The sequence below is a fragment of the Jeotgalibacillus sp. ET6 genome (assembly GCF_029667115.1).
Taxonomy (GTDB): Bacteria; Bacillota; Bacilli; order Bacillales; family Jeotgalibacillaceae; genus Jeotgalibacillus.
The window spans coordinates 272493-286626 of record NZ_JARUIU010000001.1 but is presented as its reverse complement, the minus strand read 5'-3'; the positions used below and the strand labels follow the sequence as shown (position 1 = coordinate 286626).

12 protein-coding genes are annotated in these 14134 nt (G+C 40.9%); 1 reads left to right on the top strand and 11 read right to left on the bottom strand.

Annotated features, from left to right (window positions below; all coding sequences use genetic code 11):
• Positions 1-217: 217 nt before the first annotated feature.
• Entirely contained in the window at positions 218-832 is a 615-nt protein-coding gene (locus P6709_RS01390) for a trimeric intracellular cation channel family protein (RefSeq protein ID WP_278239093.1), read from the top strand.
• A 73-nt stretch (positions 833-905) separates the two neighbouring features.
• Here the strand turns inward: P6709_RS01390 and P6709_RS01385 are convergent, their stop codons facing one another.
• The 11 genes from P6709_RS01385 to mutS all read right to left on the bottom strand — a co-directional run bounded on the left by P6709_RS01385 (position 906) and on the right by mutS (position 14045).
• Positions 906-1835, bottom strand: a complete 930-nt coding sequence (locus P6709_RS01385; RefSeq protein ID WP_278239092.1) for an AAA family ATPase — start codon at positions 1833-1835, stop codon at positions 906-908.
• 92 nt (positions 1836-1927) lie between these two features.
• Positions 1928-2164, bottom strand: a complete 237-nt coding sequence (gene hfq, locus P6709_RS01380; RefSeq protein ID WP_278239091.1) for an RNA chaperone Hfq — start codon at positions 2162-2164, stop codon at positions 1928-1930.
• Positions 2165-2213: 49 nt separating this feature from the next.
• Positions 2214-3140, bottom strand: a complete 927-nt coding sequence (miaA, locus tag P6709_RS01375) for a tRNA (adenosine(37)-N6)-dimethylallyltransferase MiaA (RefSeq protein ID WP_278239090.1) — start codon at positions 3138-3140, stop codon at positions 2214-2216.
• Between the two features lie 61 nt (positions 3141-3201).
• On the bottom strand, positions 3202-4122 hold the full coding sequence (locus tag P6709_RS01370; RefSeq protein WP_278239089.1) for an alpha/beta fold hydrolase: 921 nt from the start codon (positions 4120-4122) through the stop codon (positions 3202-3204).
• Positions 4123-4138: 16 nt separating this feature from the next.
• A complete protein-coding gene (locus P6709_RS01365; protein ID WP_278239088.1) occupies positions 4139-5818 on the bottom strand; it encodes a glycerol-3-phosphate dehydrogenase/oxidase in 1680 nt (559 codons plus the stop codon).
• A gap of 163 nt (positions 5819-5981) precedes the next feature.
• Positions 5982-7472, bottom strand: a complete 1491-nt coding sequence (gene glpK / locus P6709_RS01360) for a glycerol kinase GlpK (RefSeq protein ID WP_278239087.1) — start codon at positions 7470-7472, stop codon at positions 5982-5984.
• Positions 7432-8310, bottom strand: a complete 879-nt coding sequence (locus tag P6709_RS01355) for an MIP/aquaporin family protein (RefSeq protein WP_278239086.1) — start codon at positions 8308-8310, stop codon at positions 7432-7434. Before P6709_RS01355 ends, glpK begins: the two co-directional genes overlap by 41 nt.
• A gap of 168 nt (positions 8311-8478) precedes the next feature.
• Positions 8479-9036: a glycerol-3-phosphate responsive antiterminator gene (locus P6709_RS01350; protein WP_278239085.1), complete on the bottom strand. Its 558-nt coding sequence runs from the start codon at positions 9034-9036 to the stop codon at positions 8479-8481.
• 121 nt (positions 9037-9157) lie between these two features.
• Positions 9158-9376: a hypothetical protein gene (locus tag P6709_RS01345; protein ID WP_278239084.1), complete on the bottom strand. Its 219-nt coding sequence runs from the start codon at positions 9374-9376 to the stop codon at positions 9158-9160.
• A 193-nt stretch (positions 9377-9569) separates the two neighbouring features.
• Positions 9570-11435 carry a DNA mismatch repair endonuclease MutL gene (gene mutL / locus P6709_RS01340; RefSeq protein WP_278239083.1) on the bottom strand — a complete coding sequence of 622 codons (1866 nt, stop codon included), beginning with the start codon at positions 11433-11435 and terminating at the stop codon, positions 9570-9572.
• 27 nt (positions 11436-11462) lie between these two features.
• The gene (gene mutS, locus P6709_RS01335; RefSeq protein ID WP_278239082.1) at positions 11463-14045 is read right to left on the bottom strand and encodes a DNA mismatch repair protein MutS; all 2583 of its coding nucleotides are present in this window, start codon (positions 14043-14045) and stop codon (positions 11463-11465) included.
• Positions 14046-14134: the final 89 nt, after the last annotated feature.

Here is a 14134-nt window from a genome sequence, read left to right as displayed (position 1 = left end):
CATCCCCGCTTTCATCTCAATCTTATTTATCTTACCATAAGTACGGCTGTCTGCTCTTTTTTTCAATCGATTGGGTAAGAGCCTTTTAGCGTATTCCCTAAACTAATCCCATCCATTTATAATTCCCAAATAAATAAAAGAAAAAACGTTTAATTTCAGCTTGAACATGGTACAATCGTGAAGGTTTTATTTGTATTAGAAAGGCCGGGTGAAAACGATGACCTGGGAAGTATTAAGTATAATAGGCACTGTGGCATTTGCTATTTCAGGTGCGATCATTGCTATGGAAGAAGAGTATGATATTTTAGGGGTTTATATATTAGGAATTGTAACTGCTTTTGGAGGAGGAGCTATTCGGAATTTGCTGATTGGAGTGCCTGTCTCTGCTTTATGGGAGCAGGGGGTGTTTTTTCAAATTGCCTTGCTGTCCATCACTGCTGTATTCCTATTTCCAAATAACTTGCTGAAACATTGGAGACGATGGGGGAATTTCTTTGATGCGATGGGTCTTTCTGCTTTTGCGATTCAGGGAGCCCTTTATGCTGTTGAGATGGGACATCCACTTAGCGCTGTGATCGTTGCCGCTGTTTTAACCGGAAGCGGAGGCGGCATAGTCAGGGACCTGCTGGCGGGAAGAAAACCGCTTGTCCTAAGATCTGAAATTTATGCCGTATGGGCAATTTTGGCTGGGGGAGTTGTAGGACTCGGCATCGCAACTGATCCCTGGCATTTATATGCTCTTTTCACTGCTACAACTTCGTTAAGAGTGTTCTCCTATCTTTACAACTGGAGACTACCCTTTAGAAAACTTCACGCTATAAGTGATCACTAACTTCTTTTTACGGATTGAAGCTGCAATATAAGGCAACGAGCTGAAACCTGCACATGCTGATGTGCAGGTTTTTCTATTCTTTCTCTTTTAATGCGACCATGACATCCTTTTCTGTCACCATCATTAAGTCCTGTCTGGTAAAGCTTTGATTTTTTAGAAGCCTAACTGCTTGTGCCCTTATAATGGATTCAATGGTGTTTCTAATAAATCTCCCATTGTCTTTAACAGTAGACTGCTGACTTGATGATGTTTTTTTTATATACATTCCCACTCGGTCTGCTGCTGCTCCGGTTAAAACAAATTCTTTTTCTCTGCAAAATTTTTTCGCGATCTCCATTAGTTCATCTACTGTATAGTCCGGGAACGTAACTACATGTGGAAATCTTCCACGCAAACCGGGATTTAATCTGAGAAAATTGTCCATTTCTGCACCGTAACCGGCTAGAATGAGGATAAAATCATCTTTTTTATCTTCCATATGCTTAACGAGTGTATCTATAGCTTCCCGTCCAAAATCTTTTTCCCCTCCTCTTGCCAATGAATAAGCTTCATCAACAAAAAGAATGCCCCCCATTGATTTCTTTACTAATTCCCTCGTTTTATTCGCGGTGTGGCCGATGTATTCACCTACAAGATCCGCTCGTTCTACTTCAATCAAGTGACCTTTTGATAAAATATTCAGTTCACATAGCTGCTTAGCCATGATCCTGGCAACGGTGGTTTTCCCGGTTCCCGGATTTCCCCTGAATAGCATATGAAGAGCATGATGGTCAGATTTCAGTCCCAGTTCTTTTCTTTTCTGGTTCACAATGCTCCACGCTACGATATGCTTAATCATTTCCTTTACTTCCTCCAAACCGACAAGCTGGGAAAATTCTTTTTCTATGTTTGCCCAGATAGGATGAAGCGGAGGATCAATCGGTTTTTCGGTCGTCCTTTCAGCTTCTGACTGAATAATCAATTTTATTTGATTTTTTCTCTCACTGCTGATCTGGCGGGTCACTCTGTTCACCCCACTCTTTAACCCATTCTTCTTCACTATATGTTTGTACTCTTTAAAAAAGAGCAAAGAAAAAAGTGCTCCTTTAGGAACACTTACTTTTCTGTTTCTGCAGTTTGGATTTTTACTGACTTGGAAGGAACAAATGTAGAAATTGCATGCTTATAAACGAGCTGCTGTTTTCCATCGGATTCTAGCAGAACAGTAAAATTGTCAAACGCTTTTACCTGGCCGCGAATTTGAAATCCGTTTAAAAGAAATACCGTTACAAAAGCAGCGTCTTTTCGAAGCTGATTAAGGATTTGATCCTGAATATTTATGGCCTGTTTCATCAAAAGCCTCCTCCACTGGTCTCTAGTATCTAGTATTCTCTATGTACGCCTATTTTCCTGCTAAAAACCGCATAATCTTCTCTTTTTTTTCATCAGCCTGTTCCGTAAGATCAAACCAGTCAATGTCCATTTTGTTACGAAACCATGTGAGCTGCCTTTTGGCGTACCTTCTTGAATTCTGCTTTAAAAGGTCAACTGCCTGATCTAAGTTAATTTCTCCATCCAGGTAGCTGTATAATTCTTTATAACCGATCGCCTGAACGGATTGGACGCCGCGTATTCCAGCCTGGTGTAATTCTTTTACTTCTTCGATCAGCCCGGCTTTCAGCATCTTATCAACCCGGTCATTGATCCGCTCATATAACCGTTCTCTTTCCATCGTCAAACCAATAATTGAGTGATTGTAAAGCGGCTGCACTTTTTGATCTGCTTTCCATTCCGCAGGCGTTTTCCCTGTCGTATAAATAATCTCGAGCGCTCTAATGACTCTGCGCTCATTATTTGGATGAATATCTTCAGCAGATGCAGGGTCCAGCTTCTTTAACTTTTCATATAAAGATAAAATTCCATTTATAGATGCATCTTTTTCAAGGTTGTTTCTAATTTCTATGTTTTTGCCTTCACTTGAAAATTGATAATCAAACAAAACAGACTGAATATACAGTCCGGTTCCCCCTACGATAACAGGGCGTTTGCCTCTTGAAGAAATCTCTTCAATTTTTTGTCTGACCAGCCGCTGAAATTCAGCAGCTGAAAAAGATTCGTCAGGCTCTTTGAAATCCAATAAGTGATGTGGAATGCCTTGCATTTCCTCCCTGGTGATTTTAGCAGTACCGATCGATAGTTTTTTATAGATCTGCATTGAGTCACCATTGATGATTTCCCCGTCGAATTCTTTAGCTGCTGCTATACTCAGCTCTGTTTTCCCCACTGCGGTAGGTCCAACGATTGCAATTACATTGAGATTCTTATCCATCTGCTACCCATCTTTCACTTATAAATGCTGTATTGTCATAAGCATGATTCAATGAACCATTTTAGTTTCCCCAGCTCTCTACTTTGGTTAAGATATCTTGAAATATCACCATGCGATTTGTTTCTTTCAATAATTCATGTCTTCCTTCATCGTACAACTTTACCTCAACGTCTTCAACACCTGCTTTTTGAAGCTGCCTGGCAACTGAAAAAACTCCTTTGCCATCATTCCCCACCGGATCTACTGCACCGCTGATTAAGAAAACCCGAACAGAAGGTGACATCTTTTTAAGCTCACTTTTCCGGTGAATCAAGGTTAATCCGTTAAATAAGTCGACGTAAAATTTATGAGAGCAGGTAAATCCGCACAGCGGGTCTTCCTGATAGCGCTCCACTTCCGTATGATCCCTGCTCAGCCAATCAAGATCTGTTTTACAGGGACTAAAACGGTTATTATATGAACCAAATGTTAACTTCGTCAATATATTTCCAGGAGATGCTGGAGAAGTCAGGAAAGAAGCAGCCGCTGCAATCCCCTTACCCACTTCTCCCATTACCCCGCTTGGGCCTGCAGTTCCAATCAAAACAACGCCTTTGGTTAAAGATGGAAAGATCTGAATACTTCTTCTTACAACAAATGACCCCATACTGTGCCCAATTATAAACACCGGGAGAGAGAATTCCTGATTGATCCATGCATTCACATCTTTTACATCATGAACGAGCCGTAAAAATCCATCGCCGTCACCAAGATACCCCAATTTTCCGTTTCGGGAAGCCGTTTTTCCATGGCCCCTTTGATCATGACCGATTACATGATAGCCGTTTTGGTTCAGAAACCGGGCGAATTCATCATATCGTGAAATATGTTCCACCATACCGTGGACCAGCTGAACAACACCCTTAATCTGTTCTGAATCAGTCATCCACTTTTTCAAATACACTTCAATACCATCAGATGTTCGAAAGTAAGACCCTTCCAACCAAAAGCACCCCCGTCTAGGATTTTGCAGATAGATTAAACGGAATGATCGCATCATGAATGTCTTTTTCAAGCTCAGCCTGATAAGCATGATACGTTTCATCATCCCATTTTAATAAGTTTTTCATAAGCTGCATAACAGGTTCCTGATACATTTTCACCCAATCTATATCAAAATACAACCTGCCAGTTCTTCTGATAAAGAAATCCACCGGTTTAACGGTCATCTCTTCTTGAATAGCATAGACCACTTCAGCATAAACTGCCGGTGTCATCGGTGCATCAAAATTCATTCCGCTTGCAGCATGAGCAAGAGAAAATAACTTATCAACATTTGTGCCGTAAAAAGCTGCAAGCTGTTTTCCTTCTTCTCTAGTTAATCCGTATTGAACTGCTTCTTCTGCTTTATTTTTAACAAAGGCGGTATAATTTTTTGAGCCTCCAAAATCAGCACCTGATAATGGAAGATTAACGGTTATACATTTTCCGAACTGTTTTCCAGTTTCTTTGTGCAGCCTTTTTGAAACAAGATCTACTACATGCTCTGACATTTTGCGGTATCCGGTTAATTTACCTCCTGCAATTGAAATAAGGCCGCTGTCATGCTCCCATACTTCATCTTTTCTGGATATTTCAGAAGGGTCTTTCCCTTCAACATAAATGAGCGGCCGTACTCCAGCCCAGCTGCTTTCCACGTCTTCTGCAGAAACATTTACTTCAGGAAACATGTAATGAATGGCGTCCAGTATATATGAACGGTCTTCTTCTGTCATCTTAGGATTCGCAGTATCTTTGGAATTATCATAAAATGTATCAGTTGTTCCTACATAAGCTTTGCCATTTCGGGGAATCGCAAACATCATTCTGCCATCCGGCGTGTCAAAATAAATCGCTTGCTTTAAAGGAAACACCGATTGGTCCAGTACAAGATGGACTCCTTTTGTTAATTTCAGCTGTTTCGCATTTTTGGAATAATCTTTATCCCGCACATCATCTACCCAAGGCCCTGCTGCATTTACTGTTTTTCTCCCTTTAATGGTAAAGGCTTTTCCAGAAACTTGATCAATTGCTTCAATGCCGGTAATTTTTTTATTATCGTAAATAAATCGGTCTGCTTTCACATAATTGATGAAATCCACGCCATATTCAGCAGCTTTTTTAATAATTTCGAGCGTAAGCCTTGCATCATCCGTACGATATTCTACGTAATATCCGCCGCCTTTAAGACCGTCTTTTCTAATCAGCGGCTCTTTTTTTGTGGTTTCATTCGCACTCAGCATCTTTCTGCGTTCCTGCTTTTTTACTCCAGCAAGATAATCATAAACCCGAAGGCCAACAGATGTACTGAATTTCCCGAAGGTCCCCCCTTTATGAATTGGCAGAAGCATCCATTCAGGCGTTGTAACGTGAGCTGCGTTTTCATACACAATCTCACGCTCTTTCCCAACCTCTGCAACTAATTTAACTTCAAACTGTTTTAGGTAACGAAGGCCGCCGTGCACAAGCTTTGTAGATCTGCTTGAAGTTCCTCCAGCGAAATCTTGCATTTCAATTACAGCTACTTTCATTCCCCTTGAAGCAGCATCTAAAGCTATTCCTGCACCCGTGATTCCTCCGCCAATAACGATCACATCATACAAATCCCTGCTTAATTTTACTAATTGATCTTCTCTATTTACACTTGAAAAATTTGTCATTATATATATCCTCCTTAAATTTCCTGATTGCAGTATGAATTACCCAGTGAATAGAAAAAGAGAGACCCAAAATCATTATGAACAGTTTTATTCATAATGAATTCAGGCCTCTCTACATCTCTACCCAATTATTAACTTGTTTACACTATACCATAAGCAGTTTTTATTTAAAAGCCATAGCTGCTTTAACTGCTTTTTGCCAGCCGGCGTAAAGCTCTTCACTCTGCTCATTTTCAAGATCGGGATCAAAATCCTTTTCGATTTTCCACATATCATCGATTTCTTTTCTGCTTCCCCAATAGCCTACTGCCAGTCCGGCAAGATAAGCTGCTCCAAGCGCTGTCGTTTCACTAATTACAGGACGCTCAACCGGAACGCGAAGCATGTCGCTTTGGAACTGCATCAGGAAGTCATTTTTAACCATTCCGCCATCGACACGGAGCCTGTTAAGTTTAATGCCGGAATCTTTCTCCATTGCATCAAGTACATCTTTAGTCTGATAAGCAAGAGATTCAAGAGTGGCACGAATAAAATGTTCTTTGGAAGTTCCTCTTGTTAAACCAAATACTGCTCCTCTTACATCACTGTCCCAATAAGGTGTACCCAGCCCAACAAAGGCAGGAACGACATACACTCCTTCTGTTGATTCTACACGACTTGCGTAATCCTCACTCGCAGGGGCTGTTTTCAACATCCTCATTCCATCTCGCAGCCATTGAACCGCGGACCCCGCTACAAAAATACTGCCTTCGAGGGCGTACTCTACTTTGCCGTCTATTCCCCAAGCAAGCGTCGTCAATAATCCATGTTCAGAAACAACCGCTTTTTCACCCGTGTTCATCAGCATAAAGCATCCTGTGCCGTAAGTGTTTTTTGCCATACCTTCTTCATAACAGGCCTGTCCAAAAAGTGCTGCCTGCTGATCTCCTGCTGCTCCGGCAATCGGGATTTCTTCTCCAAAAAAGTGATAGCCGACTGTCTTTCCATAAACTTCTGATGAAGGTTTTACTTCAGGCAGCATAGATGCTGGCACTCCAAGAATTTCTAAAAGTTCATCGTCCCATTTTAAATCATAAATATTATACATAAGTGTTCGTGAAGCATTGGAGTAATCGGTTACATGGGCCTCTCCTCCGGAAAGTTTCCAGATCAGCCATGTGTCAATCGTTCCAAACATCAGCTGTCCATTTTCCGCCTTTTCTCTTGCCCCATCTACATGATCGAGAATCCATTTAACTTTAGTTCCTGAAAAATATGGATCAATCAGCAATCCGGTCTTATCTCTGAATGTATCATTCAACCCTTTTTGCTTTAGTTCTTCACAGATTTCTGCGGTCTGACGGGATTGCCATACGATTGCATTATGTACTGGTACACCAGTATCCTTATCCCACACTACCGCCGTTTCACGCTGATTTGTAATACCGATCGCTTCAATTTGTTTAGCAGAAACGCCAGATTCTGACAATACAGATGCTATTACCGATAGCACTGAACCCCAGATTTCATTGGCATTGTGCTCTACCCAGCCCGGTTTAGGAAAAATCTGCTGAAATTCCTTTTGCGCGATTTTAACTATTTCACCTTTTTTGTTGAATAAAATGGCTCTTGAGCTAGTCGTTCCTTGATCCAGCGATAAAATGTACGTCTCCATTTTCTGAGTCCCCCTTAGCAGATAACTGCTCATTTTTTTCACTTTGCGTTTCTTTCTTATCAACTAGCAAAGCTAGCAACAAACAACCAATGGTAACAAGTAAAACAATCCATAGCCAAATTGTGTGTTCACCTGTAAAAATGGTTTTATAAAACACACCGGCCAAAGAGCCTCCTAAAACCGGGCCTAATACAGGCACCCATGAATACCCCCAGTTGGAATTTCCTTTTCCTGAAATCGGAAGGAAAAAGTGAGCAATTCTTGGCCCCAAATCTCTCGCCGGGTTGATTGCATATCCGGTGGTTCCACCTAATGAAAGGCCTATTGCTACAATCAGCATTCCGACGATAAAAGGGTTTAGTCCTTCTGTGAACTCATTTGCTCCAATTGATAGAATCCCAAGAACAAGAATAAATGTCCCAATGACTTCACTAAGCAAATTAGAGAAAAAATGCGGAATGGCAGGACCGGTAGAAAAAACACCAAGCTTTGTTTCCGGCTCTTCTGTGACCTTCCAGTGAGGAAGAAAATGAAGCCATATGATCACAGCACCGATGATTGCTCCAATCATTTGAGCAATAATATAAGCCGGGACGCCAGACCATTCAAAATCCCCGTTAAATGCAAGACCAAGCGTCACCGCTGGATTTAAATGCCCTCCGCTAAACTGTCCTACTGCATAAACAGCCATAGCCACTCCAAGACCCCAGCCGAATGCAACCACAATCCAACCGCCGTCAAATGCAAGAGATTTTTTCAGGTTTACATTGGCCACAACCCCTGCTCCAAAAACGATGAGTATTGCAGTACCTATCATTTCAGCAATAAATGTACTCATATTATTCCTCCAGTTGATAGATTTGAAACGGGAAAAATAAAGAGACTCACAGACTTTTTCCTTTGCAGGTGTAAAAGTACATGTGAGTCTCTTCGTCTCTTCACGCATCATTAACTTGTCTACACCTTAACAAGTTTTGAAAACGCTGTCAACAACTTTTATAGTAAACTACTTAGAAAAATAGTCCCATAATTGCTGAGAAGAAGTGGTTATGGCACATGCTCCAGCAGATATTGCCTGTTCAACTTCAAGAGGTGTATCGATCAGACCTCCCGCAATGATAGGCTTTCCGGTTTTCTCTCTTATTCTCTCAATTACTTTCGGCACCACCCCTGGAAGAAGTTCAATATAATCAGGATCTGTTTTTTGAATCAGCTGAACACTTCTTAAAAGAGCATTGGAATCGATTACAAATGTTCGCTGAATGGCCTTTACATTTAACTGGCGCGCTTTTTTAATTACATTGCTCCTTGTTGAAATAATGCCATAAGGTTTGATTGTCTGGCAGATAAATTCGCAGGCATACTCATCATTTGCCAGACCTTGTATTAAATCCATATGTAAAAACATTTCTTTTCCCTCTGAACGGGCATAATCAAATACACTTTTCAACATATTGACATGCAAATCCAAAAACACTCCATAGCGGAAGGAAAATTTGAGCATTTTATCAAAGTCCTTCATAGACCGGATAGCCGGTAAAATCTGCTGCCCCTCAAAAGGCATAATTTTTCCTCCTCCAGGATCACTTTTTTCATTGCAAAAGTGATCAGTTAAGCAATTTTAAAAGTGGGTTAATTTACAGAAATATCGTCCTTCAGTTAAAAAGCGGCTTTAGAGAACCGCATCATAAATATTCATTTTTGTGATCCGGCTTTATGGAGCGGACAATTGAAGATATTCCCAGTATTATTAATACAAAGAATGAAACGATGGATAAAATTAAAAACGCTGAAGTAAAACGATTAACATGACTGGAGGCAGCATAATAAACAGCAGTAGAAGAAACGGCCAGAAAAATGAACAAAACAGTTAGCTTTCTAATCATTCCTGCAGTGAATAGCATGAACTGCCCCCTCTATTAATATTCAGTTTGTATATTATTTACCCAATATATGAATAGTATAAGCATGTCATTACTTGTTTTATTGTAAAGAAGCCGCCTCTTTTACCAGGAAAACGCAAAGAAAACAAAGGCATCTCAGCCTTTTGCATCCGGAACTGTCTACTGTCCCATACATTGAGTGATTTCCCGCCTTTTACATAACCCGCTTAAACATTTTTTCCATTTCATAGGTGGAATAATGAATGATAATGGGCCTTCCGTGCGGACAAGTAAAAGGATCTTCTGTTTTTCTTAAATCCGTCAGCAGCTGCTGCATATCTTCTCTCCGCAAGTAATGGTTGGCTTTGATAGACCCTTTGCAGCTCATAAGTATGGCCGCTTCTTCTCTCAGTTTCCCGACATCAACTTTTTTCATTTGAAGGAGCTCATCTATCATTTCTTCAATAATGTTCTTCTCATCTCCAGTCGGAAACCATGTAGGATATCCTCTGACAATAAAGCCGTTGCCGCCGAATTCTTCAAGAAACACTCCGACAGCTTCCAAATCTTGTTTGTATTCCTGTATTTTTATGCGCTCATCTGTTGAAAACTCCAAAACTAAAGGAACTAACAAATCCTGAAGCTCTGATTGTACAATACCAACTTTCTTCTTAAAATATTCATATTTGATTCTTTCCTGTGCAGCGTGTTGATCAATGATAAACAAACCTTCTTCATTCTGTGCCAAAATATATGTTCCGTGCATTTGGCCGATCGGGTCAAGATGCGGAACCCTCGGTTTCATTTGTTGATCTTTTTGCGGTAACTCATTTAAATGTGTTGCGGGTATCTCTTTTTCAGCTGTATCCTGTTTAATGTCATGTTCAGGAGCAACTGATTCAGCACTTGAAATTACGGGCTGTGATTCCCTGATTCGGTCTTCTGTCATCGTATCCCGCTGACTGCTTTCATCAGGCAAAGGACGCTCATAACTCCTGTCTGGCAGCTGCTGGGAAGGTTCGTGAAAGGAAAAAGCCGTTTGCTCAGAAGATGGGATCTTTTTCTTTGGTTTATCAGATTCACCACTTGGAATAAGTGACTTCGTTTGAAAAAGTTTTTTTAATGTGTCCGTTATAAGCTGAATCAGTTCAGCTTCTTTGCTGAATCGCACTTCCTGCTTGGAGGGATGAACATTTACATCCACAAGCAGTGGATCCATTTTAATTGAAAGCAAAACAATTGGAAAACGGCCGATCGGCAAAAGGGTATGATAGCCTGCTTGAATGGCGCGAGTTATCGCATAATTACGGATAAAACGTCCATTAACAAGAATGGAAATGTAATTTCTGGAAGCACGTGTGATTTCAGGTAGAGCGGCATACCCGCTTACCTGGAAATCAAGAGATTCACTTTCAAAAGTAAGCATTTTTTTGGCTATATTCATTCCATATATTGCGGCAATAACCTGCCTGACATCGCCTTTGCCGTTCGTTTGAAGTAGCGTTTTACCGTTATGGCGCAATCTGAAGGAAATTTCGGGATGTGATAACGCGATTCGATTCACTATATCTGTCACATTACCGAGTTCTGTGTGTACGGTTTTTAAATATTTTAATCTTGCCGGTGTATTATAAAACAGTTCTGAGACCAAAATATCCGTACCCTGTCTGGAAGAAGCCGGCATTTGTTCAATTACTTCTCCGCCTTGCATTTTAATGAACGTCCCCATGCCTCCTGTAGACGTATTGATTTCAATTTTAGAGACAGATGAAATACTTGGCAGAGCTTCTCCTCTAAAACCAAGCGTACGAATTCGAAATAAGTCATGTTCATTTTTAATCTTACTCGTGGCATGCCGGGAAAAAGCAAGGAGCACTTCGTCATTATCGATGCCCGCTCCATTATCCCTAATGCGGATCGAAGACAAACCAGCTTCTTCAAGATCCAGTTCAATTATTGTTGCTTTTGCATCCACAGCATTTTCAACGAGTTCTTTTACTACTGATGCCGGACGTTCCACTACTTCTCCAGCTGCTATTTTATTGGCAAGTGCTTCATCCAGCTGACGTATGTTCCCCATTAGCTTTCAGCCTCCTTTACAGCCGATCTATTTTTCCACTAAGTTTTTAGCAACTTTTTGCACACGATAAAGTTCATTCAAGGCCTCAAGCGGCGTCATTTCGAGTACGTTTAACTTTAAAATCTCGTGCTGCACACTATTTATTTTTTTGCCTTTTTTGTTTTTTGGCTCTTTGAATAATGACAGCTGTCCTATTTCCTGCTCTTCCTTGATTACCGTTTCCTTTTTTGGATTAGGGACGGCTTCAAACCCTGCAAGCAGTTCATTCGCCCGGTTTATGAGTGTATCCGGAAGATCAGCTAATTGAGCTACATGAATACCGTAACTTTTATCTGCTGGACCTTGTTTTATTTTATGCAAAAAGACAACATGTCCATCTTGTTCTGCAGCTGCAACATGAACATTCGTCAGGCTGTGCAGTTGATGGGATAAATCCACCAGTTCATGATAATGGGTGGAAAACAGCGTTTTGGCACCTATATGATTATGGACATGTTCAATAATGGCCTGAGCCAGCGCCATGCCATCATACGTCGAAGTCCCGCGTCCGATTTCATCGAACAATATTAAGCTGTCCTGTGTTGCGTTGGCAATGGCATGCTGCGCTTCAAGCATCTCTACCATAAAAGTACTTTGTCCTGAAACAAGATCATCTGCTGCACCAATCCTGGTAAAGATCCGGTCAAAAATAGGCAGATTTGCTTGAGCAGCAGGTACATAGCAGCCAATCTGAGCAAGTATTGCTGTCAGTGCAACCTGACGCATGTATGTGCTCTTACCTGACATATTAGGTCCCGTGATTAACAGCATTTCACAATCCGGATTCATTTCGCAGTCATTTGGAACATATTCCTGGGCATCCATTACTTTTTCCACAACGGGATGTCTGCCGTCAATAATGTCAATTTTTCTTTCAGTATTAAAAGATGGCCTCACATAGTGTCTATTTTCACTGATTGTAGCAAAGCATTGCAATACATCAAGACGGCTAATTTCAAGTGCAAGCTTCTGAAGTCTTGGAATCTCTTTTTTTACAGTCTCTCTAATTTCGAGAAACAACCTATATTCCAGCTCTATCGAACGCTCCTGCGCCTGAAGAATAAGCTCTTCTTTTTCTTTTAATTCTGGTGTAATGAATCTCTCTGCATTCGTTAACGTTTGTCTTCGTTCATACATACCGTCCTGCAAAGCTCCCAAATTAGCTTTTGTAATTTCAATATAGTAGCCAAAAATCCGGTTATAGCCGATTTTCAATGAACGTATACCAGTTTTTTTCCGTTCTTTCTGCTCCAATTCAGCAATCCAGGTCTTACCGTTTCTGCTTGCATCACGAAATTGATCCAGATCGTCATTAAAACCGTCTTTAATAAAGTTGCCTTCTTTTATCGTAAGCGGCGGCTGTTCCATAATGGAAGACTCCAGGATCGCTAAAAGCTCTGTACAAGGATCCAGTGTCTGAGCTAACTCTACACTTTCTGCATGATCCATTTCGCGGAGCGTTTCTTTAATTACCGGAACCTGCTGCAGGGATTTCTTTAACTGCACAAGGTCTCTGGGACTTACATTGCCAAAAGCTACTCTTCCTGCAAGACGTTCAAGATCATACACTTCTTTTAAAGATTCTCTCAGCGATTCTCTTTCAAAATAGGAATCCATCAGTCCCTGAACGATCGATAACCGTTCATTTATCTGTTTAGTTTTTACCAGCGGCCGGTCAATCCATCGCCTTAGCATCCTTGCCCCCATAGCTGTCATGGTTTCATCAAGCAGCCATACAAGGGAACCTTTTTTGCCGTTGCCCCTGATCGTCTCCGAAAGCTCGAGATTTCGTTTTGAATTTGGATCCATTCTTAAATATGAATCAATCTGGTACGAGGAGGCAGCCTGCAGATGATCAAGTGAACGCTTTTGCGTTGATGATACATAATGAAGCAGGCGGCACATACTTATAACCAGCTTTTCCTGTTTTAGTTCTTTTAGAACGGAATCAAAAGAAGCTTCTCTATGACAGCTTTCCATACTAGATAATGAATGGATATTTCTCTCTTTGAGGCCTTTTTCTATTAAGGGATCTTCGTCAGGAGCTAAAACCACTTCTCTCGGTTTAATATTAACTAACTCATTAACCGCTTCTATTGCCGTTTCAATCATCGTAACTTTTGATTCACCCGTTGTAAGATCAAGATAGGCAATGCTGAACGACCCATCTTTAAACCCGGTTATTGCAGCAAGATAGTGATTTTCCTTTTCAAGCAAACTCTTTGATTCCATAACGGTACCCGGCGTAATCATCTGGACGATTTCCCTCTTGACCACTCCTTTGGTTAGTTTTGGATCTTCGGTCTGCTCACAAATCGCTACTTTAAACCCTTTTTCAATTAACTGTTCTATGTACCCTGAAGCTGAATGATGGGGTACTCCGCACATTGGAATCTTTTCTTCAACTCCACCATCACGGGCTGTCAGCGTAATTTCAAGTTCTCTCGCCGCACGCAGGGCATCATCAAAGAACATCTCGTAAAAATCTCCAAGACGAAAAAATAAAAAGGCATCCGGTACTTCTGCCTTTATTTTAAGATATTGCTGAATCATTGGTGTGTAAGTTTTCATATGTGAATGGTCTCTCCGATCTCTTCAAATATCATGCTATCAGTATAGCATATCCAGCCATTTAAACTCATCCCGCCAATTTATGAAAG

Coding starts and splice junctions, on each gene's coding strand:
- miaA (WP_278239090.1), bottom strand. CDS start 3,140: ATGGATAAGAATCTCAATGTAATTGCAATCGTTGGACCTACCGCAGTG.
- hfq (WP_278239091.1), bottom strand. CDS start 2,164: ATGAAACAGGCCATAAATATTCAGGATCAAATCCTTAATCAGCTTCGA.
- mutL (WP_278239083.1), bottom strand. CDS start 11,435: ATGGGGAACATACGTCAGCTGGATGAAGCACTTGCCAATAAAATAGCA.
- glpK (WP_278239087.1), bottom strand. CDS start 7,472: ATGGAGACGTACATTTTATCGCTGGATCAAGGAACGACTAGCTCAAGA.
- P6709_RS01355 (WP_278239086.1), bottom strand. CDS start 8,310: ATGAGTACATTTATTGCTGAAATGATAGGTACTGCAATACTCATCGTT.
- P6709_RS01345 (WP_278239084.1), bottom strand. CDS start 9,376: ATGCTATTCACTGCAGGAATGATTAGAAAGCTAACTGTTTTGTTCATT.
- P6709_RS01365 (WP_278239088.1), bottom strand. CDS start 5,818: ATGACAAATTTTTCAAGTGTAAATAGAGAAGATCAATTAGTAAAATTA.
- P6709_RS01390 (WP_278239093.1), top strand. CDS start 218: ATGACCTGGGAAGTATTAAGTATAATAGGCACTGTGGCATTTGCTATT.
- P6709_RS01350 (WP_278239085.1), bottom strand. CDS start 9,036: ATGCCTTTTGAGGGGCAGCAGATTTTACCGGCTATCCGGTCTATGAAG.
- mutS (WP_278239082.1), bottom strand. CDS start 14,045: ATGAAAACTTACACACCAATGATTCAGCAATATCTTAAAATAAAGGCA.